The sequence below is a fragment of the Streptomyces aurantiogriseus genome, from assembly GCF_014649375.1.
Classification (GTDB): Bacteria; Actinomycetota; Actinomycetes; order Streptomycetales; family Streptomycetaceae; genus Streptomyces; species Streptomyces aurantiogriseus.
The window spans coordinates 23,421-46,650 of the sequence record NZ_BMSX01000014.1; the positions used below are offsets into that span (position 1 = coordinate 23,421).

General features: G+C 72.8%; 21 protein-coding genes. 12 read left to right on the forward strand and 9 right to left on the reverse strand.

Annotation, left to right across the window (positions count from 1 at the left end; genetic code table 11):
• Positions 1–3: 3 nt before the first annotated feature.
• A complete protein-coding gene (gene rfbC / locus IE263_RS27215) occupies positions 4–606 on the forward strand; it encodes a dTDP-4-dehydrorhamnose 3,5-epimerase (RefSeq protein ID WP_189940439.1) in 603 nt (200 codons plus the stop codon).
• Between the two features lie 11 nt (positions 607–617).
• On the opposite strand, the gene IE263_RS27220 is transcribed toward rfbC, so the two are convergent.
• From IE263_RS27220 to IE263_RS27250, 7 genes are all read right to left on the reverse strand, one after another.
• On the reverse strand, positions 618–1,421 hold the full coding sequence (locus tag IE263_RS27220; RefSeq protein WP_189940440.1) for a class I SAM-dependent methyltransferase: 804 nt from the start codon (positions 1,419–1,421) through the stop codon (positions 618–620).
• Positions 1,418–2,302 carry a dTDP-4-dehydrorhamnose reductase gene (rfbD, locus tag IE263_RS27225; protein WP_189940441.1) on the reverse strand — a complete coding sequence of 295 codons (885 nt, stop codon included), beginning with the start codon at positions 2,300–2,302 and terminating at the stop codon, positions 1,418–1,420. Before rfbD ends, IE263_RS27220 begins: the two co-directional genes overlap by 4 nt.
• The gene (gene rfbB, locus IE263_RS27230; RefSeq protein ID WP_189940442.1) at positions 2,299–3,282 is read right to left on the reverse strand and encodes a dTDP-glucose 4,6-dehydratase; all 984 of its coding nucleotides are present in this window, start codon (positions 3,280–3,282) and stop codon (positions 2,299–2,301) included. The genes rfbD and rfbB overlap by 4 nt, the downstream gene beginning before the upstream one ends.
• A complete protein-coding gene (locus tag IE263_RS27235) occupies positions 3,279–4,346 on the reverse strand; it encodes a glucose-1-phosphate thymidylyltransferase (protein ID WP_189940443.1) in 1,068 nt (355 codons plus the stop codon). Before IE263_RS27235 ends, rfbB begins: the two co-directional genes overlap by 4 nt.
• Before the next feature lie 76 nt (positions 4,347–4,422).
• Positions 4,423–4,605, reverse strand: a complete 183-nt coding sequence (locus IE263_RS27240; protein ID WP_189940444.1) for a hypothetical protein — start codon at positions 4,603–4,605, stop codon at positions 4,423–4,425.
• A gap of 29 nt (positions 4,606–4,634) precedes the next feature.
• Positions 4,635–5,006, reverse strand: coding sequence for a DUF6479 family protein (locus tag IE263_RS27245; protein WP_189940445.1), 372 nt, complete (start codon positions 5,004–5,006; stop codon positions 4,635–4,637).
• Between the two features lie 50 nt (positions 5,007–5,056).
• The gene (locus IE263_RS27250; RefSeq protein ID WP_189940446.1) at positions 5,057–7,501 is read right to left on the reverse strand and encodes a SpoIIE family protein phosphatase; all 2,445 of its coding nucleotides are present in this window, start codon (positions 7,499–7,501) and stop codon (positions 5,057–5,059) included.
• Between the two features lie 219 nt (positions 7,502–7,720).
• On the opposite strand from IE263_RS27250, the gene IE263_RS27255 reads away from it, so the two are divergent.
• Positions 7,721–9,874 (forward strand): SpoIIE family protein phosphatase, encoded by a 2,154-nt coding sequence (locus IE263_RS27255; protein WP_189940671.1) that lies wholly within the window; start codon positions 7,721–7,723, stop codon positions 9,872–9,874.
• A 173-nt stretch (positions 9,875–10,047) separates the two neighbouring features.
• Here IE263_RS27255 and IE263_RS27260 read toward each other — a convergent pair whose 3' ends face one another.
• Positions 10,048–11,526 (reverse strand): S1 family peptidase, encoded by a 1,479-nt coding sequence (locus tag IE263_RS27260; protein WP_189940447.1) that lies wholly within the window; start codon positions 11,524–11,526, stop codon positions 10,048–10,050.
• Between the two features lie 189 nt (positions 11,527–11,715).
• Between IE263_RS27260 and IE263_RS27265 the strand changes: the two genes are divergently transcribed.
• The 10 genes from IE263_RS27265 to IE263_RS27310 all read left to right on the forward strand — a co-directional run bounded on the left by IE263_RS27265 (position 11,716) and on the right by IE263_RS27310 (position 22,469).
• The gene (locus IE263_RS27265) at positions 11,716–12,129 is read left to right on the forward strand and encodes a PaaI family thioesterase (RefSeq protein ID WP_189940448.1); all 414 of its coding nucleotides are present in this window, start codon (positions 11,716–11,718) and stop codon (positions 12,127–12,129) included.
• A gap of 450 nt (positions 12,130–12,579) precedes the next feature.
• Complete coding sequence (locus IE263_RS27270; protein WP_189940449.1) at positions 12,580–12,795, forward strand: type A2 lantipeptide; 216 nt, start codon at positions 12,580–12,582, stop codon at positions 12,793–12,795.
• 121 nt (positions 12,796–12,916) lie between these two features.
• Positions 12,917–13,723: an HlyD family efflux transporter periplasmic adaptor subunit gene (locus tag IE263_RS27275; protein ID WP_189940450.1), complete on the forward strand. Its 807-nt coding sequence runs from the start codon at positions 12,917–12,919 to the stop codon at positions 13,721–13,723.
• Entirely contained in the window at positions 13,720–15,942 is a 2,223-nt protein-coding gene (locus IE263_RS27280; protein WP_189940451.1) for an NHLP family bacteriocin export ABC transporter peptidase/permease/ATPase subunit, read from the forward strand. The genes IE263_RS27275 and IE263_RS27280 overlap by 4 nt, the downstream gene beginning before the upstream one ends.
• 1 nt (position 15,943) lies before the next feature.
• A complete protein-coding gene (locus IE263_RS27285) occupies positions 15,944–18,796 on the forward strand; it encodes an NHLP bacteriocin export ABC transporter permease/ATPase subunit (RefSeq protein WP_189940452.1) in 2,853 nt (950 codons plus the stop codon).
• Positions 18,797–19,000: 204 nt separating this feature from the next.
• Positions 19,001–20,008 carry a Ppx/GppA family phosphatase gene (locus IE263_RS27290; protein ID WP_189940453.1) on the forward strand — a complete coding sequence of 336 codons (1,008 nt, stop codon included), beginning with the start codon at positions 19,001–19,003 and terminating at the stop codon, positions 20,006–20,008.
• 29 nt (positions 20,009–20,037) lie between these two features.
• Positions 20,038–20,229, forward strand: coding sequence for a hypothetical protein (locus tag IE263_RS27295; protein WP_189940454.1), 192 nt, complete (start codon positions 20,038–20,040; stop codon positions 20,227–20,229).
• A 379-nt stretch (positions 20,230–20,608) separates the two neighbouring features.
• Positions 20,609–21,616: an iron-containing redox enzyme family protein gene (locus tag IE263_RS27300; protein WP_189940455.1), complete on the forward strand. Its 1,008-nt coding sequence runs from the start codon at positions 20,609–20,611 to the stop codon at positions 21,614–21,616.
• Positions 21,617–22,291, forward strand: coding sequence for a HemK2/MTQ2 family protein methyltransferase (locus IE263_RS27305; RefSeq protein WP_189940456.1), 675 nt, complete (start codon positions 21,617–21,619; stop codon positions 22,289–22,291).
• Positions 22,272–22,469, forward strand: coding sequence for a CDGSH iron-sulfur domain-containing protein (locus IE263_RS27310; RefSeq protein WP_189940457.1), 198 nt, complete (start codon positions 22,272–22,274; stop codon positions 22,467–22,469). Before IE263_RS27305 ends, IE263_RS27310 begins: the two co-directional genes overlap by 20 nt.
• A 162-nt stretch (positions 22,470–22,631) precedes the next feature.
• Here the strand turns inward: IE263_RS27310 and IE263_RS27315 are convergent, their stop codons facing one another.
• On the reverse strand, positions 22,632–23,063 hold the full coding sequence (locus IE263_RS27315; protein WP_189940458.1) for a protease inhibitor: 432 nt from the start codon (positions 23,061–23,063) through the stop codon (positions 22,632–22,634).
• Between the last annotated feature and the right edge of the window lie 167 nt (positions 23,064–23,230).

A 23,230-nucleotide genomic window follows, 5' to 3' on the forward strand; every position in this document is an offset into this window, starting at 1 on the left:
GGCGTGCGTCCTCTGGGGATCGACGGGGCCTGGGTGCTGGAGCCCGAGGTCTTTCCCGACGAGCGGGGCAGCTTCCACGAGTGGTACCGCGCCCGGGAGTTGCGCGAGGCCACCGGGTACGGCCTGGACCTGGCCCAGGCCAACTGCTCCGTCTCCCGCCGTGGTGTCCTGCGCGGGGTGCACTTCGCCGATGTGCCGCCGGGGCAGGCCAAGTACGTCACCTGCGTGCGCGGCGCCGTCCTCGACGTGGTCGTCGACCTCCGGATGGGCTCGCCGGGGTTCGGGCGGTGGGAGACGGTGCCGCTGGACGACGACGCCCGGCACGCCGTGTTCCTCGCGGAGGGCCTGGGTCACGCCTTCCTGGCCCTCACCGACGACGCCACCGTGGTGTACCTGTGCTCGACCGGGTACGCGCCCGAGCGCGAGCACCAGGTGCACCCGCTCGACCCCGATCTGGGCATCGTCTGGCCCGAGGGCCTGCGGCCGGCGCTGTCGCCGAAGGACGCCCGGGCACCGTCGCTCGCCCAGGCACAGGCGTCGGGGCTGCTGCCGTCGTACGCGGCCTGTCTGGAGCGGTACGAGCGGCTCAGGGGACTCGGCGGCTGAGCCGGCGGAACTCAGTCGCCGGGGGTGATCCGGTCCAGCGCGCCGCGCAGCGGTTCCCAGCCGTGGGAGCGGCCGAGGCCCCGGTTGCGGGCCCGGATCAGCGGGCGCCAGAACCCCGCGCGCAGGAGCTTCTCGGGCGGGACCGCCCGCACCCGCTCCAGGACCGTCTCGGGCACCTTCTGCGGGTCGGGCACGTCGTACTCGGCGACGATCTCGCCGTACTTCTGGCGCAGCACGGGGTTGCGCGGGTCGGCGCCGAAGACGACCAGCTGGCCGGTGGGCTGGGTGTCGACGAGGACGGTGACGAGGTCGGGGCGGTGACGGGCCAGGATCTCGGTGAGTTTGTAGACGTCGCCGGTCCAGGCGGTGGTGTGCCGGTCGCGGGCGGCCTCGTCGACGCTGCGGGGCAGCATGTCGTCGAGGACGATCACGCTCGACCAGGCGGAGTGCTTCTCGATGCTGATGAAGTCGCGCAGCGCGTACTCGAACAGGTGCATGCCGTCGATGAAGGACAGGTCGAGGGTGGTGCGGCGCCAGTGGCCGAGGGGGTGACGGCCCCGGCGCAGGTTGCGCAGCGGGTGGCGGCCGCCCTTGAGGTGCGCGAGGGGGTTCCGGCGGGCGAAGAAGTCGTCGCTGGTGGCCTTGACCAGGTGGACGTCGCAGCGGATCTCGGAGGTCACCTTGAACGCGGGGTCGACGGCGATGCTGGGGACGCGGGACAGCCGCAGGCTGCGTCCGTCGTTGACGCCGATCTCGAGGTAGTTGCGGTTGGCGGTGACCTTGTGCAGTTCCCGCAGGAACTCGTGGCGTTTCACTGACGGACTCCTCGGTTCTCCTTGCGGATCAGGGGCAGGGCCTCGTGCAGGGCGGCGCGCCAGTCGCGCAGGGGTTCCAGGCCCACCTCCCGCCACCGGCCGTGGGCGAGGACGCTGTACGCGGGGCGGGGCGCGGGCCGGGGGTGGGCGTCGCTGGTCGTGGGGCGCACCCGGTCGGGGTCGGCGTCGATGGTCCGGAAGACCTCGCGGGCCAGCTCGTACCAGGTGGCCTCGCCGGACGCGGTGGCGTGGAGGACTCCGCCCGCCGCGGGGCCGACGCGCGGGCCGAGGTCGGCGATCCGGGCGGCGACGTCCGCGCTCCAGGTGGGCTGTCCGCGCTGGTCGTCGACGACGTCGAGGGTGTCGTGGCGGGCCTGGAGGTCGAGCATCGTCCGGACGAAGCTGCGGCCGTGGACGCCGTAGAGCCAGGCGGTGCGGACGATCGCGCAGGCGCCGGGCAGTTCGGTGAGGACGGCGCGTTCGCCGGCCAGTTTGGTGCGGCCGTAGGCGGTGCGCGGTGCGGGTGGATGGTCCTCGGGGTACGGGGTGGAGCGGGCGTCGCCGGCGAAGACGTAGTCGGTGGAGACATGGATCAGCCGGGCGCCGTGCGCGGCGCAGGCGCGGGCGAGCAGCCGGGGGCCGTCGCCGTTGATCCGCAGGGCGCGCGTCTCGTCGATCTCGGCGGCGTCGACGGCGGTGTAGGCGGCGCAGTTGACCACGAGGTCGGGGCGGTGCTCCGGGAACGCCCGCTCGACGGCGTCGGGCCGGGTGACGTCCAGGCCCGCGTGGTCCAGCCCGGTCACGTCCTCGCCGCGCCGGGCCAGCTCCTCGACCGTGTCCCGGCCGAGCATCCCGCCTGCCCCCGTCACCAGCCATCTCATGTCGTTCCCGCTCCCCGCTTCAGGGGCTCCCACCAGTCGCGGTGGTCCCGGTACCAGGTGACCGTGTCGGCGAGGCCGGCCGCGAAGCCGTGGCGGGGGCGGTAGCCGAGTTCGGTGCGGGCCTTGGTCCAGTCGACGCAGTAGCGCAGGTCGTGGCCCTTGCGGTCCTCGACGTACTCGACCCGGTCCCAGCCGGCCCCGCAGGCCTCCAGCAGCAGGCCGGTCAGCTCGCGGTTGCTCAGTTCGGTGCCGCCGCCGAGGTTGTAGACCTCGCCGGGCCGGCCCTTCGTCCGGACCAGGTCGACGCCCCGGCAGTGGTCCTCGACGTGCAGCCAGTCGCGGACGTTGCGGCCGTCGCCGTAGAGCGGGACCTTCGCGCCGTCCAGGAGGTTCGTCACGAACAGCGGGACGAGCTTCTCGGGGAACTGGCGCGGGCCGTAGTTGTTCGAGCAGCGGGTGACACGGACGTCCAGGCCGTGGGTGCGGTGGTGGGCCAGGGCGATCAGGTCGGAGGCGGCCTTGGAGGCGGAGTACGGCGAGGTGGGGTTGAGCGGGTGGTCCTCGGGCCAGGCGCCGGTCTCGATCGAGCCGTAGACCTCGTCGGTGGACACGTGCACGAACGGTCCGACGCCGTGCCGCAGGGCCGCGTCCAGCAGGGTCTGGGTGCCGAGGACGTTGGTGCGGACGAACGCGCCCGCGCCCTCGATCGAGCGGTCGACGTGGGACTCGGCGGCGAAGTGCACCACCTGGTCGGCGCCGGCCATCAGCTTGTCGACGAGGGCCGCGTCGCAGATGTCGCCGTGCACGAACTCCAGGCGGGGGTGGCCGAGCGGCAGGTTGGTGAGGGTGCCGGCGTAGGTGAGCTTGTCCAGGACGGTGATGACCCCTGGTTCTCCGGCGTCTTCGGCGTCCTCGGCGAGGAGACCGCGGACGTAGGTGGAGCCGATGAAGCCGGCCGCTCCGGTGACGAGGAGGTTCATGTGTGGATCTGCACCTTGCTGTGGTCGCCGAGGACGAGCCGGTGGGCACTGGGCACGGCGGGCGCCGGAGTGACCTCGACGTGCCGGCCGATCAGGGAGTTCTCGATGCGGCCCACCCCGTCGATCGAGGAGTCGCGCAGCACGATGGAGAACTCCAGCTCGCTGTCGGTGATCCGGCAGTTCTCCGCGACCGAGGTGAAGGGGCCGACGTAGGAGTCGCGGACCTCGGTGCCGGCGCCGATGACGACGGGCCCGACCAGGCGGGAGTTCACCACGCGGGCGCCCGCCTCCACGACCACCCGGCCGACGGTCTCGGAGGCCTCGTCGACCTCGCCGTCGATACGGCGGTCGAGGTGCTCCAGGACGGTCCGGTTGACCTCCAGCATGTCGCCGACGTTCCCGGTGTCCTTCCAGTAGCCCTTGATGATCGTGGAGCGCACGTCGGCGCCCGAGTCGATCAGGTGCTGGAGGGCGTGGGTGATCTCCAGTTCGCCGCGCCGGGACGGCCCGATCGCCCGCACCGCCTCGTGGATCACCGGCGTGAACAGGTACACACCGACGAGGGCGAGGTCGCTCTTGGGCTGCTCGGGCTTCTCCTCCAGGCCGACGACCTGCCCGGCGGCGTCGAGTTCGGCGACGCCGAAGGCGTGGGGGTCGGCGACGCGGGTGAGCAGGATCTGGGCGTCGGGCCGGGTGCGGCGGAACGCGTCGACGAGGTCGGTGATGCCGCCGACGATGAAGTTGTCGCCGAGGTACATCACGAAGTCGTCGTCGCCGAGGTAGTCGCGGGCGATCAGGACCGCGTGGGCGATGCCGAGGGGCCGCTCCTGCGGGATGTAGGTGACGTCCAGGCCGAACCGTGAGCCGTCGCCGACGGCGGCGCGTATCTCGTCGGCGGTGTCACCGACGATCACTCCGGCCTCGGTGACGCCGGCGGCGGCGAGGGACTCCAGGCCGTAGAACAGGACGGCCTTGTTGGCGACCGGCACGAGCTGTTTGGCCGAGGTGTGCGTGATCGGCCGCAGTCGTGTCCCGGCGCCGCCGGACAGCACGAGAGCCTTCATTCGGTTCACCCTAGCCCCGGTTGTCCGGTTCGGAACCCATGGAATTGTCTAGATGGTCACTTGTGCAGGAAGCCGTTCAGTCCTCACCCCTGACGATGTTCCTCTCCGGGCCCGACTGCGTGCCGGGCGGAGTCCCGGGGACCTCCACGGCCGGTATGCAGGTCCGCAGTGCCGCGTTGCCGCGGCGCAGGCGGCGGGCCCTGGCCCAGCCGGTCTCGGGTCGGCGGGTGGCTGGCTTCTCGTCGAGGTGCGCGGTCACGGTGTGTCATCGCCTTTCTTCTGTCACAGTCAGCGGACACCGGGGCCGCCGCTGCCGAACGAGCCGCTGGAGCCGCGGTCCCACCGCGGGCGGCTCTGGTCGTCGCTGTCCCGGCCGCCGGTGGGCCGCAGGTCGTGCGGGGTGAGGCGCTCGCCGTCCTCCGGCCGCGGCATCTCGTTCGGCTCGCGCGCCCGATGGCTCTGGCCGACCGGGCCGGACTCGGGCATCCGCGGCTGTTCATGGGGCCGTGGCGGCGCGGGCTCGCGCCTGCGGACGCGGTAGCCCAGCCGGAAGGCCCAGAGCAGGCCGAGGACGAGTGCGACGCCCACGACGACGAGGACGACGGAGGCCAGCGCGGACCCCCCGGAGGCGGCCAGGTGGGCGGTGGCGTAGGTGTCCATGGGCGCCGGGTACCCCGCCCGCGCCCGGGGACACGTGGCAGGCGCTCGGCTCACGTGTCCAGGGGGAGCTCGCTCCACACCTGCTTGCCGCCGCTGACCGGTACCGTTCCCCACGCGTCGGACACGGCCTCCACGAGGAGGATGCCGCGGCCGCCGGTCGCCTCCCAGCTCAGACTCGTCGGTTTGACGGGGGAGCGGGGCGAGGCGTCGGTGACGGCGATGCGCAGCCGGTGGTTGACCAGGGTGAGGTCGAGGCGGACCCGTCCGTCGGTGTGCACGAGGGCGTTGGTGACGAGTTCGGTGATGACGAGCAGGGCGGCGTCCATCGCGTCGGCGGGCACGCCCCAGGCGCGCAGGGTGCGGCGGGAGAAGCGGCGGGCGTGCCGGGCCGCCTCGGGCACCCGCCACACCGTCCAGCCCTCCCGCAGGGGCCGTACGGCCATGCCGTCGTAGCGCAGGAGGAGCAGGGCGACGTCGTCTCCGCGGTGGGCGTTGCCGAGGAGATCGTCGGCGACCAGGCCGAGGTGGGCGGGGTCGGAGAGGGCGAGGCCCTCGGCGAGGCGTTCCAGACCGGTGTCGATGTCGGACTCGGCGGACTCCACCAGCCCGTCGGTGGTCAGGGCGAGGATGGTGCCGGGCAGCAGCCGCAGCGGGGTCATCGGGAAGTCGGCCTGGGTGACCACGCCGAGCGGGGGGCCGCCGTCGGACTCGACGATCTCGGTTGTGCCGTCCGGGTGGCGCAGGACGGGTGGCGGGTGCCCGGCCCGTACGCACCAGGCGGTGCCGGCCTCCGTGTCGAGGTCGACGTAGCAGCAGGTGGCGAAGAGGTCGGTCTCCATGTCCATCAGGAGCCGGTTGGCGTGGGAGACCACCACGTCCGGCGGGTGTCCTTCGGCGGCGTAGGCGCGCAGGGCGGTGCGCATCTGGCCCATGAGGGTGGCGGCGGCGGTGCTGTGGCCCTGGACGTCGCCGATGACGAGGGCGACGTGGTGGTCGGGCAGCGGGATCACGTCGTACCAGTCGCCGCCGACCTCCAGGCCCGCGGTGGCGGGCAGGTAGCGGGCGACGGCGACCGCGCCGGGGAGTTTGGGCAGGCGGCGGGGCAGGAGCTGGCGCTGGAGCATACCGACGAGTTCGTGTTCGGCGTCGAAGGCGTGGGCGCGCAGCAGGGCCTGCCCGACGAGGCCGGCGGAGGCGGTGAGCAGGGCGCGTTCGTCGGGCCCGAAGTCGTGCGGGGTGTCCCAGCCGATGAGGCAGGCGCCGGCCATACGGCCCGCGGCGGGCAGCGGCAGAACGGCGAGCCCGCCGGGGCCGACCTCGGCGAGGGCGGGTTCCAGGGCGGTTCCCGCGGGCCAGATCTGGGCGCGGCCCTCGCGCAGCGCCGCGGCGAGGGTGGGCATGGCGCGCACGGGCGCGTCGGGCCACTCGGAGCGCCACTCCAGCCGCCACAGCTCGGGCCAGGCCTCGGGTTCGGGCGGGTCGAGGACGGTGACGACGAGCCGTTCGTTCTCCAGCTCGGCGAGCGCGATCCGGTCGGCCTGGAGGGGGGCGCGCAGGGCGGAGACCACGGCCTGGCTGACGTCGCGGACCGTACCGGCGGTGGCGAGCGCGGCGGCGAGGTGCTGGACGCGCGCCACGTCGGTGATGTCGGGACGCAGGGTCGAGACGTCGGCGACGGTGCCGAGGAGGCGCGCCGGGTGGCCGGCGCCTCCGGGCACGAGCCGGCCGCGCAGTCGGAGCCATCGGGGCGGGCCGGCGGGCTGCAGCACCCGGAACTCCAGCTCGCGGTCGCCGATCGACATGTGCCCGGCCTCGACCACGGACATCAGCGAGGGCAGGTCCTCCGGGACGGTGTGGCCGAGCAGGGTCTCCACCCGGCCGTCGAACGCGGCCCGGTTCAGTCCGAACAGCTCGAGGATCTCGTCGCCGACCTCGACGCGTCCGCTGTCCATGGCGAGGCTGAAGGCGTTGGCGTGCAGCTCCTCGCCCTCGGCCGGGGCGGCGGAGGCGGGGAGGGCGACGGCCTCGGCGACGAGGGCCAGGCACTCGCGGTCGTCGGGGTCGAAGCCGCCGGGGCTCTCGCTGACGGCGAGGAGGCAGCCGCCCACGCCGTCGTGCACGGGCAGGGCCGCGAGATGGATGTCCTGGGCGGGCATCCGACGCGATTCGGCCGAGTCGGCGATTTCCTCGGGGCCGAGCCACACGGGCCGTCCGGCGCGGTGGGCGTCGGCGGCCGGGGAGCGCCCGTCGACGGGGTAGCTCTCGCGCAGCCCGTAGAGGACGCGCGGGACACCGGCCGACTCGAGCAGGCAGAGCAGGTCGCCGTCGTCGCCGGGCGTGTAGACGGCGGCGAGGGACGCGCCCGTGAAGACGAGCGCCTGTTCGAGGACGCGTCGCACCCGTTCGGGTGAGGCGGGATCGGCTGCGATCGTTTTGAGGGCAACTTCGGCACGCAGCGTTCTCGTTCTGCGCTCCGCAGCACCCTGACTGACCACGTCCGTATTACAGCGCTTATGAGACGTTCGCGCAGCCCCTGTGACTGTTCCATGGAGTCCGGAGGGTGCGGCGCCGGTACGGCGCGGCACGCATCGACCGAGGGGCGCCGGGCGCGCGCGACGGGATGCAGCGGGGTGCCGGCCCGACGCCGTTCGCCGTGCGCGCGGGGGCGGCAGGGGGCAGATTTGGACCCTGGGACCGTGCGGCCGGGCGAGGAGGTGGTCGCCGTGTCCGACGGACGCAGGTCCGGCCGGCCGACGGCGACCGTCGGAACCCCGGTCGGCCATCCGCTGCTGTCGTTGGCGCTGACGGGGATGATGGACGCGGTCGGGGCGCACTCCGGGGCGGTCTACCTGCGCCTGGGTGACGAGCCGGTGCTGGAGATGGCGGTGATGGCGGGGCTGCCCCGGGCGTTCGCGGCGCCCTGGGAGCGGGTGGGGCTGAGCGCGCCGATCCCGGTCGCGGAGGCGGTGCGCGAGCGGCGGCTGGTGTGGGTGGGCGGTGAGGTGGCCATGGCCCGCCGCTATCCGCGGATCGCCGTCGCCTTGCCGTACCCGTTCGCGCTGGCCGCGCTGCCGGTGGCGACCGTGTCCAAGGTGTACGGCGCGGTCTTCGTGACCTGGCCGGGTTCGCATCCGCCGGAGCTGTCCGACCGGGAGCGGCGGGAGCTGGAGTCGGCTTGTGCGCGGCTCGGGGTGCGGCTGGAGCGGGCGGCGGCGGAGAACCGTGCGGTGCGTGCCGAGACCGATCCGCTGGAGGCCGGCCCCCTGGGCGGCGTCTCCGGCACCCTCGGCACGGTGGAGGCGGCGCGGATGGTGGCCCGGCTGCCGTACGGGCTGTGCTCGCTCGATCTGAGGGGGCGGGTGGGCTTCGCCAACGCGGCGGTGGCCGAGCTGCTGGGCGTCCCGGTGAGCGGGCTGCTGGGCACGCAGCTGTGGGCGTCGGTGCCCTGGCTCAACGATCCGATGTACGAGGAGCGGTACCGGGCCGCGCTGCTCAGCCAGGACGCCACGTCGTTCGTGGCGCTGCGCCCGCCCTCCGAGTGGTTGTCGTTCCGGCTGTATCCGAGCACCACCGGGATCAGCGTGCGGGTCAGCCGGGCCCGGGCCGTGTCCGAGGCTAGGGCGACCGGGCCGGGGAAGGGGGACGCGCCGACCCAGCTGGTGTCGATGTCGCAGGCGCTGAGTCTGGCCGGGGCGCTGACCGAGACGGTGAGCGTGCAGGACGTGGTGCGGCTGGTGGCGGACGAGATCGCCCCGGCCGTGGGCAGTCGGGCCCTGGCGCTGCTCGATGCGCGGGCGGGTCGGGTGCATGTGCTGGGACACGACGGCTATCCCGATCCGCGTGTGGTGGAGCAGTTCGACGGGATGCCGCTGAGCACCCCGACGCCGGACGCGCACGCCGTCGCGCACGGGGTGCCGGCGTTCTTCGACTCGCGGCAGCGGCTCGAGCACCTCTATCCGGCCCGGCGCACCACTCGCGACGGCTTCGCGGCCTGGGCGTACCTGCCGCTGATCGCCTCCGGCCGTCCGGTGGGGGCGTGCGTCCTGGCCTATGCCGAGCCGCGCACGTTCTCCACGCACGAGCGGGCGGTGCTGACCAGTATGGCCGGGCTGATCGCGCAGGCCCTGGACCGGGCGCTGCTCTACGACACCAAGCACCGGCTCGCCCACGGACTGCAGGCGGCCCTGCTTCCGCACTCGCTGCCGGCGCTGCCCGGCATCGAGGCGACGGCCCGCTATCTGCCCGCCACCCGGGGCATGGAGATCGGCGGCGACTTCTACGACTTGGTGCCCTCGCGGCCGCTGCCCGTGGCGGTGATCGGCGACGTACAGGGTCACAACGTGACCGCGGCCGGGCTGATGGGGCAGATCCGTACCGCCGTCCGCGCGTACACGACGGTGGGCCAGGAGCCGGCGGAGGTCATGCGCAGCACCAACCGGCTGCTGATCGATCTCGGGGCCGACCTGTTCGCCAGCTGTCTGTACCTGCGGCTGGACCCGGAGCGCGGACGCGCGGTCATGGCCCGGGCCGGTCATCCGCCGCCGCTGCTGCGCCGGGCGGACGGCCGGGTCCGCGTCCTCGACCTCGCGGGCGGCCCCCTGCTGGGCATCGACGGCGAGGCCACGTACCCGACCACGGAGGTCGACCTCTCCCCCGGCTGTGTTCTCGCCCTCTACACCGACGGCCTGGTCGAGTCCCCCGGCGTGGACATCGAGGACGCGATCACCGAGTTGGGCCGCCGGCTCGCCGAGGCGGGTGACCTGCCGCTGGAGGATCTCGCCGACGGCCTCGTGGGCCCCTTCGCGGCCGCGGAGGAGCGCATCGACGACGTGGCACTGCTGTTGCTGAGGGCGCGAGGCGACGACTGACGCGCCGCCGTCTGTTCGGGTGACAGCCCGCTCCGCAAGGCGGCTGACGTCGTGTCAGTCGCGGGAGGCCGGAAAAAGCCTCGGTCCGGCCCTCCCGCCGGAGGGCCGGACCGTGCCACCGATCGGCCGGAACCGCTGTCAGGCCGATCGGTGGGTCTGCGTCAGCAGCCGGGTCAGTGGTTCTCGTTCACCCCGGCGTCGTTCCCGGCACCGGCTTCCTCACCGCCGACTTCCTGGCCGGCCTCCTGGCCGCCGACTTCCTGGCCGGCCTCCTGGCCGCCGACTTCCTGGCCGGCCTCCTGGCCGCCGACTTCCTGGCCGGCCTCTTCACCGCCGACCTCCTGGCCGGCCTCCTGGCCGCCGACCTCTTCACCGGCACCGGCACCGGCCTCGCCGCCGGCCTCCTCGCCTGCACCGGCGTCCTCGCCCGCACCGGCCTCTTCACCGGCACCGGCTTCCTCGCCTGCGCCGGCTTCCTCGCCCGCACCGGCCTCCTCGCCGGCGCCGGCCTCGCCACCGGCGCCCGCACCGGCGTCGCCGAGGGTCGCGCCGACCGCCTCCAGGGCGGTGGTCACCGGCTGGAAGAAGGTCTCGCCGCCGACCGTGCAGTCACCGCTGCCGCCCGAGGTCAGGCCGAGCGCCTGGCCGTCCTGGGTGAACATGGAGCCGCCGCTGTCGCCGGGCTCGGCACAGACATTGGTCTGGATGAGGCCGGTGACGGTGCCCTCGGGGTAGTTGACGGTGGCGTCGAGGCCGAGGATCTCGCCGTCGGCGAGACCGGTCGTGCTGCCCATCCGGAAGACCTGGGTGCCGACCGTCGCCTCGGCGGCCTGGTTGATGGCGACCGTCTGGTCGCCGACGTTGACCTCGCTCGGGGCCTGAGTGGCGGGGTCGTCGTACTTCACCAATGCGAAGTCACCCTCGCCGGGGAACACCGCCTGGTCGACGGTGGCGATCGGCTCACCGTTCTCGGAGTCCGACCACTGCTCTTCCGCGACCCCGCAGTGACCGGCCGTCAGAAAGGCCGGGGAGCCGTCACCCGCGGTGACGTTGAAGCCGAGGGAGCAGCGCGCTCCGCCGCCGAAGATGGCGTCACCGCCGGAGGCGAAGGTCTTGAAGGTGCCGGCCGACTTCTTGATGGTCGCCATGTTCGCGCCGAGGCTCTGGACGGTGGACTCCAGCTGGTCCCACTTGCTGCCGGTGACCGTGGAGTCGGCGGTGACGAGGATCTTGTTCGTCCTTGGGTCGACCGCCCACGAGGTGCCCGGGATCGTCGCCTTGGCCTTCAGGGTCTGCGAGGCGGTCTTGAGCTCGGCCGTGCTGTTCTCGACCTCGCGGATCTTGGCGCCGGCCTTCTTGGCCTGGACGATGACGTTGTTCTCGTCACCGGAGACATTGATGACGTTGACCACCAGCTGCTGCTGGCCGGAGTCGTAGTACGAGCCGGCGAAGGCGTCACCGAGCAGTTCCTCGAGCTGCGAGGCGAGGTCCGAGGCGTCGCCCGCCTTGAGGGTCTTCACCGCGGCGGCGTCGTTGGAACCGCCGTCCTGGGAGGCGTTGGCCTGGGGAAGAAGGATGGCCGCTGCTCCGAGCGCCGCCACACCACCGACTGCGATGATGGCCTTACGCTTCGTAACTCGCTTGTGACTCAAAAAACTCGACCTCCTGGGGGACGGGGTCTGGCTGCCGGCGATCGGCAGCTCCGTACAGCGGCGCCTGGTTGGCCATGAGTACGCGGGGGGCTCGTGATGCGTTCAATCGCGTTTGCCAACTTCCTTTGCGAAACACGGAATCGGCCATGACCCGCGTCCGACCTCGCGCCCCGGGGAACAATCGCCCATATGACGATGACGATCACCGAAGCCGACAAGATCCTTTCCGCCTGCTTCGCGCCCTGGGTGCGCGCTCTGGGCCTGTCCGTCGAAAGCCTCGGAGACGACCGGGCGTTGCTGCGCCTTCCCTGGTCACAGGCGCTGGCGAGGGAGGGTGGGGGGCTGTCGGGGCAGGCGTTGATGGCGGCCGCGGACACCGCCACCGTGATCGCCGTGTCGGCCGCCCGGGGGGCCTTCGTACCGATGACGACGGTGCAGCAGTCCACCTCGTTCCAGCGGGCGGTGGCCGATTCGGATGTCCTGATCGAAGCGGTCCTGACCAAGCTGGGCCGCCGGATGGCGTTCGCGGACATCGCGATGACGGCCGAGAGGTCGGGTGAGCTCGCGGCGCGGGCGAGCACGGTGTACGCGCTCCTGGGCTGATACCGACGGTGACCAATCACTGACGGGCCGTTCCGATCAGAGAGCGGAATCCCTGCTTCAGAGAATCTGCACATCGATTGCCCAAGCGGGTCACGGGAAGCAGGGGTTCTGCACAACTCCACCGAGCCGGCCACGCCATTGGGGCGGGAGTGTCGGATTCGCCGCGACGGCACCCGCCGCTCATCCGAGCGAACCCCGCCCGAGGTGTGAAGAAGTCGCCGACAAGGCGTGGGCGTGCCTGCACGGTTCAACGCTCGTGTGACGCAAGTGCCCTGGTGAGAGCGGTGATTGATTGGCTGCGTCGGCGGTGGACCTGCTTTGATCCATCGCACCGCAAGGGCCGCGGGGTCCCCGGAAACGGGTGCCCGGCGCCTGCGGTCGCGGCCGTCGTCTGTCCCCAGAGGGGGCCGCTCCCCCTTGTGAGATATCCATATGAAGGGAAGTTCCACCATGAACTCCACCCCCCAGGTTGAGACCGTCGAGATCGCCGACGCGGACCTCGACAACGTCTCCGGCGGTCTGTCCGTGAACGCCCTGGGCACCGTCACCGGCCTGGTGGACGGCGTCGCCCCGGTTTCCGGCCTGCTCGACACGGCCGTCGGCACCGTCGAGGGTGTCACCGGTCTGAACACCGCCCCGGTCACCAACCTGGTCGCCGGTCTCTGATCGCGCCCTTGTGACCCCCTTGAGTCCCGGAGCCGTCACCCGGCTCCGGGACTCTCGGATGCTGTAGAACGCTCCGAACCCCCGAAGTCCCCGACGGGTTCCGACCGGTGAGGGAAGTCCCTTGCAGTTCCGCCAACAGGCCCTCGCCAAGCTCCAGTCGCCCGAGGAACTCGACCTGCCGGTGCGCTTCGCGCGCCCCCAGGGCTGGCTGGTGCTGTCCGTGACCGTGGTCGCCCTCGCGGCCGCGTCCGTGTGGGCGATGACCGGCTCGGTCGCGTCCACGGTGAGCGCCCCGGCCGTCCTCACCCACGGCGAGGGCAGCTACATCCTGCAGAGCCCCGCCGCGGGCCAGGTCACCGCCGTGCTCGCCGAGGAGGGCCGGCGGCTGCCCGCCGGCTCCCCCGTGCTGAAGGTGCGTACGGCCGAGGGCGACACCGTGGTGCGCACGGTCGCCGCGGGCCGGATCACCGCGCTGGCCGCCACCATCGGGCAGATCATCTCGACCGGCGCGAACGTCGCCGCCGTGGAGAAGGTCGCCCACGCCGACGACCCGCTGTACGCGACGGTGTACGTCCCGGCGGAGAACGCCGCCTCCATCCCGGCCGGCGCGGCCGTCGACCTGACCGTGCAGACCGTGCCGTCCCAGCAGTACGGCGTGCTGCGCGGCCATGTGAAGTCGGTGGACCGCACGCCCCAGTCGGCCCAGCAGATCGCCGCGTTCCTCGGCGACAGCCAGCTGGGCGAGCAGTTCACCGAGAAGGGCCGCCCGGTGGCCGTCCTCGTCCGCCTCGACACCTCCAGGTCGACGAAGAGCGGCTACCGGTGGTCCTCCGCGGACGGGCCGCCGTACGCCCTCACCTCCATGACCATGGCCACGGGCTCGATCCGGCTGGCCGATCAGCGTCCCGTCGATTGGCTGCTTCCGTGACCACCGCGCAGGAGACCCGCGGCAGACGGCGTGCCGCGCCGCCCCGGCGTTCGGTCCCCAGGAGCCGGGCGAAGGCCGTCCGTACGCCCACCGTGCTCCAGATGGAGGCCGTGGAGTGCGGGGCCGCCTCCCTCGCCATGGTGCTCGGCCACTACGGCCGGCACGTCCCGCTGGAGGAGCTGCGCATCGCGTGCGGTGTCTCGCGCGACGGCTCGCGGGCGAGCAACCTCCTCAAGGCCGCCCGCAGTTACGGTCTGACGGCCAAGGGCATGCAGATGGACCTGGCCGCCCTCGCCGAGGTGAAGGCGCCGGCGATCCTCTTCTGGGAGTTCAACCACTACGTCGTCTACGACGGCATGGGCCGCCGCTTCGGCCGCCGGGGCGTGTTCGTCAACGACCCCGGCAAGGGCCGCCGGTTCGTGCCGATGGAGGACTTCGACGGCAGCTTCACCGGCGTGGTGCTGGTGCTGGAGCCGGGCGAGGGCTTCGAGCGGGGCGGGCGCCGGCCGGGTGTGCTGGGCGCGATGCCGGCCCGGCTGCGCGGTACCGCGGGCACCCTGCCGGCCGCCGTCCTGGCGAGTCTGCTGCTGGTCCTGGTGGGCGCGGCCGTTCCGGCGCTGAGCCGGACCTACATCGACATGTTCCTGATCGGCGGTCAGACCTCGCTGCTGGACGTGCTGTTCCTGTCCATGGGCGCGTGCGTCCTGCTCACGGTCGCCCTGACCTGGCTCCAGCAGGCCAACCTCCACCACGGCCGGATCATCTCCTCGACGCTGTCCAGCGCCCGCTTCCTGCGCCATCTGCTGCGGCTGCCGGTGACCTTCTTCTCCCAGCGCAGCCCGGCCGACCTGGTGCAGCGACTGCAGTCCAACGACGCCGTGGCCGAGACCCTGGCCCGCGACCTCGCCTCGGCGGGCGTGGACGCGGTGGTCGTCGTCCTGTACGCCGTCCTCCTCTACACCTACGACCCGCAGCTGACGTTCGTCGGCATCGGCGTGGCCCTGCTGAACATCGTCGCCATGCGGATCGTCGTCCGGCTGCGCGCGACCCGTACGGCGAAGCTGCGCGCGGACAACGCGCGGCTGACCAACACGGCGTACACCGGGCTGCAGTTGATCGAGACGATGAAGGCGACCGGCGGGGAGGACGGCTACTTCCGTAAGTGGGCCGGGCAGCACGCCACCACGCTGGAGGAGCAGCAGCGGCTCGGGGTGCCGAGCGCCTGGCTGGGCGTGGTCGCGCCGACGCTGGCCACGCTGAACAGCGCGCTGATCCTGTGGATCGGCGGCATGCGGGCGATCGAGGGCCACATCTCGGTGGGTCTGCTGGTCGCCTTCCAGGCGCTGGTCACCCGCTTCACCGCTCCCCTGACCCGGCTCAACGGCGTCGCGGGCCGTATCCAGGACTTCGCGGCGGACGTGGCGCGGCTGAAGGACGTGGAGAACTTCCGAGCCGACCCGCTCTACGACCGCCGGGCAGGCGCCGACTCGACCCGTCGGCTGCACGGGCACGTCGAGCTGCAGAACATCACCTTCGGCTACAGCCCCCTCGACAAGCCGCTGCTGACCGGCTTCGACCTGAGCGTCGGGCCCGGTCAGCAGGTGGCGCTGGTCGGCGGCTCGGGCAGTGGCAAGTCGACGGTGTCGCGGCTGATCTCGGGTCTGTACACGCCCTGGGAAGGCGTGATCCGCATCGACGGGCAGCGCCTGGAGGACATCCCGCGCGGCGCCCTGGCCGCCTCCGTCTCCTTCGTCGACCAGGAGGTCTTCCTCTTCGAGGGCACCGTCCGCGACAACGTGGCGCTGTGGGACCCGTCGATCCCGGACGACGCCGTGGTCGACGCCCTGGGGGACGCGGCCCTGTACGACGTCGTGATGCGGCGGCCCGGCGGCATCCACAGCAGGGTCGAGCAGGACGGCCGCAACTTCTCCGGCGGGCAGCGGCAACGCCTGGAGATCGCCCGGGCGCTGGTGCGCCGGCCCAGCATCCTCGTCCTGGACGAGGTGACCAGCGCGCTGGACGCGGAGACCGAGCTGGTCGTCATGGACAACCTGCGCCGGCGCGGCTGCGCGTGCGTGGTGATCGCCCATCGGCTCAGCACGGTCCGCGACAGCGACGAGATCGTCGTCCTGGAGCACGGCACGGTCGTGGAGCGCGGGCGGCACGAGGAGCTCGTCGCGCGCGGTGGGGCGTACGCGGCGCTGGTCAGGGAGCGGTGAGATGACGGCCGTGCAGGAAGGCGACCACGTTCTCGCCGCGCTGGGGCAGATGGGCGCCCGCATCGACTGCGCGGGCTTCAGCCGCCTCGACCTCGAAGGCCCGCAGGTGCTGTGGCTGGTCGCGTCCGGCGCGCTGGACCTGTTCGCGGTGGACGCCGAACAGCAGGGTCACTGGCACCACTTGGGCCGCCTGGAGGCGGGCTCGCTGCTGTTGGGCCCGGTCGCCGGACCCCAGCACACCCTGGTGGCACGCCCGTTGCGCGACTGCGCCGTCCACCGCATCGGCCTGCGCGAGCTGTACCAGACCGCGAGCACCCAGACGTGGTCCTACGACGAGTACGGCAACCCCCAGTACGTGCCGCCGACTTCGAGCCTTCTGGAGTACGCGCTCGCCCTCGGCGTCGGCCGTGGCCTCTCCGTCCTCTTCCAGGCGCCGATGGCCACCGAGAAGCCCGCCGACGGCGGGGGCGCCCCCGTGCGAGCGTATTCGAGCACGGGGGAGGACGACGACGTCTTCTGGATGCAGGTGCCGCCCGGCAGCGTCCAGTACGGCTCGCTGTACGGCGCCGAGGCGGCCGCCGACCTGCTGATGGACCCGGCGGTGTGGCAGTCGATGGTGGATCAGCAGTACCGCCTGCTGACCACGCTGGACCGCTGGATCGAGCAGCTGGAGCGCACCCACGAGACCCGCACCGCCGACGGCATCAAGGCGGGCGAGGCGGTCCGCGCCCGGGCCGACCGGACCCTGCTCGCCTCGATCGGCAGGAAGGCGGGGCAGCGCACCACGTCCGCCGACGCGGACGCCACCTTCGCCGCCTGCAAGCTGGTCGCCGAGGCGGCCGGCATCACCCTCGCCGAGCCCTCGCGGATGGGCGCCGGCAACGACCGTCTCGACCCGGTCGAGCAGGTCGCCCTCGCCTCCCGCGTGCGCACCCGTGCCGTACGGCTGGACGGACGCTGGTGGCGGGACGACGTAGGCCCGCTGGTCGGCCACCGGGCGCTGTCCGGGGCGCCCGTCGCGCTGCTGTGGCGGCGCGGCGGCTATGTCGCCGTCCATCCCGCGACCGGGCGGGAGACGCCGGTGGAGAAGGCGAACGCGGAGGAGTTCGAGCCGCGGGCCGTCATGTTCTACCGGCCGCTGCCGGAGCGGAAACCGAGTCCGCTCGGCCTTCTCCGCTTCAGCATGCGGGGCACGGGCGGCGATCTGGCGCACCTGCTGCTGAGCGGGCTGGTGACGGTGGCGATCGGGGCGCTGGTGCCGATCGCCACCGGCAAGGTGCTCGGTGAGTACGTGCCGAAGGCCCAGCAGGGGCTGATCGTCCAGGTGTGTCTGGCGGTGATGGTCAGCAGCGTGGTGGCGGCGGCCTTCATGCTGTTGCAGAACCTGACGATCCTGCGGCTGGAGGGCCGGATCGAGGCGACGCTCCAGCCGGCCGTGTGGGACCGGCTGCTCAGGCTGCCGACGAAGTTCTTCGCCGAACGCTCGACCGGCGAACTGGCCAGTGCGGCCATGGGCATCAGCGCCATCCGCCGCCTGCTCGCGGGACTCGGCCCGTCGGTGGCGCAGTCGGTGACCATCGGCGCCATGAACCTGGGGCTGCTGCTCTGGTACAGCGTCCCGATGGCGCTGGCGGCGATCGGCATGCTCGTCGTCATCGCCGCGGTGTTCCTGGGACTGGGGCTGTGGCAGGTGCGCTGGCAGCGGCGGCTGGTGGTCCTGAGCAACAAGCTGAACAACCAGGCGTTCCAGACCCTGCGGGGCCTGCCGAAGCTGCGGGTGGCGGCCGCCGAGAACTACGCGTACGCGGCCTGGGCGGAGCGGTTCGCCCGCAGCCGTGAGCTGCAGCAGCGGCTCGGCCGGATCAAGAACCTCAACACGGTGCTGGGCGCGGTGTACCTGCCGCTGTGTTCGCTGCTGATGTTCATGCTGCTGGCCGGTCCGGCGCGCGGCGCGCTGTCGGCGGCGGACTTCCTCACCTTCAACACGTCGATGACGATGCTGCTGACCTCGGTCACCTCGCTGACCGGCGCGTTCGTGTCGGCGGTGGCCGCGCTGCCGCTGTTCGAGGAGATCCGGCCGGTGCTGGAGGCGGCCCCCGAGGTGCGGGCGGCGAGCACCCGGCCGGGCCCGCTGTCCGGCGCGGTCGAGGCCCGTCGGCTGTCGTTCCGCTACTCCGACGACGGCCCCCTCGTCCTGGACGACGTGTCCTTCGAGGTGCGCCCGGGCGAGTTCGTGGCGATCGTCGGCCCGAGCGGCTGCGGCAAGTCCACCCTGCTCCGGCTGCTGATCGGCTTCGACCGTCCGGTGTCGGGCAGCGTGCTCTACGACGGCCAGGACCTGGCGGCCCTGGACCAGTCGGCCGTACGCCGGCAGTGCGGGGTGGTGCTCCAGCACGCGCAGCCGTTCACGGGCTCGATCCTGGACGTCATCTGCGGCACCGAGTCCTACACGCCGGAGGAGGCGATGGCGGCGGCCGAGATGGCGGGGCTCGCGGAGGACATCAAGCGGATGCCGATGGGGCTGCACACGATCGTCTCCGGCAGCGGGTCGGTCTCGGGCGGTCAGCGCCAGCGGCTGATGATCGCCCAGGCGCTGATCCGCCGGCCGCGCATCCTCTTCTTCGACGAGGCGACCAGCGCGCTCGACAACGAGACCCAGCGCACGGTCATCGAGAGCACCCGCAAGCTCAACGCGACCCGCATCGTCATCGCCCACCGCCTGTCCACCGTCATGGACGCCGACCGCGTCGTGGTCATGGAGAACGGCAAGGTCGCCGAACAGGGCCCGCCCGCACAGCTCCTCGCGCACACGAACGGACGGCTGCACGAGCTGGTGCGACGGCAGTTGGCCTGACAACCCTCCCTGCTGATCGTGATCGGCGTGGGCCTCGGCCTGGTCGTGCCGCAGCGTTCCGGTGGCCGGCGGGCTTCTTCGCGGCGGGCGCGGCGATCGCGTTGCTGCTCCACCGCCGCGGCGGTGGCTCGCCGACGCCGGTGGGTAAGCGGAGTGCGCCTCTCCGTGACGTATCAGGGCGCCCGCTTGGGTACTCGCCCCGTCATGAGAATCAGCGTGCTGGACGTGGGATCTAACACGGTGCGGTTGGTGGTGGCGGACGCACAGGACGGCGTACCGCTGCCGGTGCACACGGCCAAGTGGCGGCTGCGGCTGTCGGAGCAGGTCAGGCCGGGTGAACCCATCCCCGACGAGTCGGTCGAGCAGCTCGTCGGCGCGGTCGCCGCCGCGGGCCGCACCGCGACCCGGTGGGGGGCGGCGAGCCCGCTGGCGTTCGCGACCGCCATGGTGCGCGGTGCCCCGAACCGGCGGGAGGTGCTACGCACGGTCCACTCACGGACCGGTGTCCCGCTGTGCACCCTGCCGGGCGAGGTGGAAGCCGAGCTGACGTTCCTCGGCGCCCGGCGCTGGATGGGCTGGCGCTCGGGGCCGCTCGCGCTCATGGACATCGGGGGCGGCTCCTTCGAGGCGGCGTTCGGGCGAGGCCGGCTTCCGGACTTCGTGGCCTCGCTGCCGCTCGGGGCGGGCCGGCTGACCCACGAGTTCTTCGCCGATCAGGACCCGCCGCCCCCGGAGCTCGTCCACGCGCTGCGGCGCAAGGTGCGCCACCAGCTCCGTGACGTCGCCGCCCGGATCCGCTGGGAGGGCCCGCGCACCGCGGTGGTCACCTCCCGTACGTTCCAGCAGCTGGGGCGGCTGTGCGGGGCGCCGCCCGGACGCCACGGACCGTTCGTCGCGCGCACCCTGGACTCCCGCGAGCTGGGCAGGGCGGTCACCAGGCTGGCCGCCCTGCCCGCTGCCGAACGCGCCCAGCTGCCCGGCATCTCCGCGCCGCGCGCAGCCCAGAGCCTGGCCGGCGCGGTCGTCGGGCACACGGCGATGAAACTGATCGGCCTGAAGACGGTCACCGTGTGCCCGTGGGCCATCCGCGAGGGCGTCCTGCTGCGCCACATCGAGGACGGCGCGTCCTGGTGGGCGGAGGTCACCCGGCTCGCCGAGGAGAACGCGCCCCCGGATCCGGTGCCCCTGCGCATCGCCTCCGCCAAGAACTGACCCGACGCCCCGTGTGAAAGGGACTCTCCGTGTCCGACGACGCCCAGCACTCCGAAGCAGAGCACGACCGCCCCAGGACCGCCCTCGAAGAGGTGATGCGGGAGATAGAGGACGCCGAACGCCGCGCCGACGACCAGCAGGCGGAGCGACGCCACAACGGTGAGGCCGGTGAGGCCATCACCCCCAACACCCGTGCGGAGGAGGAGTCCCGGGGCGACTGACACCCGGGGGCGGGCCGGGCGGCAAGGCCGGGCTCACGCCGCCGCTCCGCCCGACGGGCGGCGCCACCGGCGTGAGCCCGGCAAAGCCCGCCCGGCCGGGCGGTGCCCCCAGCGGCCGCTCGGCCGGTGCCCGGGCGACGCCGGCCGGGTCGGGGGTTCGCTGTCCAGGTCGACGGCGCGGACGATCTCGGCCTCCGCGCCGTCCCTCTCCAACTGCTCCACCACGACCCGACCCGGGCGAGCGCCTCGGTGTCGGAGGGGTCCGGCGACCTCTTGAGCGTGCAGTTGATCACGAGTGCCTTCATGCCGACCCGGAGTACCCGTCCCGGCCCGGCCCACGCGAGCGGATGGCCCGGTGACGGCGGGGTACCCGGCGCGCATGGCACACGAAGGACCACGGCTGCCGGCCGCCCGGGGCCCGCTCTCCGCGGCTGTCCGGGAGAACCTGCTGGGCACGGGCCCGCTCCCGCCCGCGGAGGCGGTCGCGGAGGCGCCCGTGTACGGCGACGACCTCCAGCTGGCCCTGTACCTCTGCTACGAACTGCACTACCGCGGCTTCGCCGGGGTGGCCCCCGACCGTGAGTGGGACCCCGAGCTGCTGCGTGTCCGCGCCGCGCTGGAGCACCGCTTCCTGACCGCCCTGCGCGCCGACACCCCGGTCCACGACACCGTCGACGACGCCCTCGCCGAGCTCCTCGTCGAGCCCGTCGAGGGCACCGGAGTCTCCCACTTCCTGTGCGACGAGGGCGAGTTGTGGCAGCTGCGCGAGTACGCGGCGCAGCGCTCCCTTTACCACCTCAAGGAGGCCGACCCGCACGCCTGGGTGCTGCCCCGGCTGTGGGGCCGGGCCAAGGCGGCCATGGCGGCGGTGGAGTTCGACGAGTACGGCGGCGGCCGCCCCGACCGCGTCCACGCCCGCCTGTTCGCGGACCTGATGACGGACCTGGGCCTGGACACCGCCTACGGCCGCTATCTCGACGCCGCGTGCGCCGAGACGCTGGCCACCGTCAACCTCATGTCCCTGCTCGGCCTGCACCGCTCCCTCCGCGGCGCCCTCGTCGGGCACTTCGCCACGGTCGAGATCACCTCCTCGCCCGGTTCCCGGCGGCTCGCCGAGGCGATGCGCCGCACGGACGCCGGGCCCGCCGCCGCGTACTTCTACGACGAACACGTGGAGGCCGATGCGGTCCACGAGCAGGTCGTCCGGCACGACGTCATCGGCGGCCTGCTGGACGAGGAGCCGCACCTGGCCCCCGACGTGGCCTTCGGCATCGGCGTCACCGGTCTGCTGGAGGACCGCCTCGCCGACCGTCTGCTCACCGCCTGGCGCGCGGGACGCTCCTCCCTGCACACACCCCTCAACACCGAAATAGCCCATATTTCCTGAATGCCGGGGTACCTGGTCGGCGTGAATCCGCTGGTACCCCCGGGTGTGTACGCCCCTCAGGAGGACACCGACCTGCTGGCCGGGGCGCTGTCCGAAGAACCGTTCCCGCCCGGCGCGGACGTCCTCGACGTGGGGACGGGTTCCGGCGCGCTCGCTCTGGAGGCCGCACGGCGGGGCGCCCGCGTCACCGCGGTCGACGTGTCCTGGCGGGCGGTGTGCGCGGCGCGCTGGAACGTGTGGCGGGCCCGGCTGCCGGTGCGCGTACGGCACGGGAACCTCTTCGACCCGGTGCACGGGCAGTCCTTCGATCTGATCCTGGCCAATCCGCCGTACGTACCGGCCCCGGCCGGCCGGCGGGTTCCGCGCGGTGAGGCCCGGGCCTGGGACGCCGGCGGGGACGGCCGACTGGTCCTGGACCGGATCTGCCGGGAGGCACCGACGCTGCTGCGCTCCGGTGGGGTGCTGCTGATCGTGCACTCCGCCCTCAGCGACCCGGACCGCACTCTGGCGCGTCTGCGGGCGGCCGGTCTGAAGGCCTCGGTGATCCGGCGCCGCCGCATCCCCTTCGGGCCGGTCCTGCGTTCGCGCGAGGACTGGCTGCGGGATCGCGGACTGCTGTCCCCCGACGAGAACAACGAGGAACTGGTGGTCGTCCGTGCCGAACTCCCCTGCTGACAAGCCCCGCAGGATCACCGTCCAGCGCAAGGGCCCCCTGCTGGTCGAGGGCCCGGTGGAGGTGGAGCTGGAGGACGGCTCGACGGTCGTCTCCGACCGCTTCCGGGTCGCCCTGTGCACCTGCCGGCGCAGCCGCCGCTATCCATGGTGCGACACCAGCCATCGCGACCGGGTCTGACGGAGAGCGGGGGCGCCCGCAGGTGATACCAGGGGCCGGCGGGCGGCCCCACTCCGCCCGGCCGGCCCCTGGTGCGAGATCGCGGTCGTCCCGTGTCAGTGGCCCGTGCTCCCCACGTCACGAGCCTCTCGCGGCGTCCACGGGGGCCACGCGATCCCGGTCTCAGAACGCGAAGAGGACACTCCCGGTGGAGTTCTTCACGCACTCGTTGGAGAAGGTCCGCTCATAGGAGACACGCTTGCCCTGCCAGACGCCGTCGACGGTGACGACGACGGGGTCGTACTCCCTGGTGCACAGCGCGTCGCCCGTCTCCGTCAGCACCTCGAGGTCGCCACCGCTGGCGCGCAGTTCGGCGCAGGCCAGGGCGGCGGCCGGGTGGCTGCCCGAGGGCCCCGGCGCGCAGGTCAGAGTGACGGCACGGGCCGGGCTGACGGCGGCGGCGCTCTCTCCGTGCCCCAGCGTCAGCACAAGGGCCGACGGGGCGTAGAGCGAGGCCGGAGCGGCCGGGGCGGCGAGGGCGGGCCCGGTGAGGGGTCCGCAGACGGCGGCGGCCGTGAGGCCGAGGGTCGCTGCCCAGCGCGCGGTGTTCCGCATTGTGTGCATCCTTCCGCTCGATACGGGGGTGTGCCTGCTCCGGCGCGATCGGTGCCGGACGCGGCGAGCGCGAGTCTGCCGAGTCCGCCGCCGAAACTCACATCGACCCCACGGGTTTCAGTAACCTTTCGTGTTGAATCAGTGGCGTGAAGTCACGGAATTCGAAC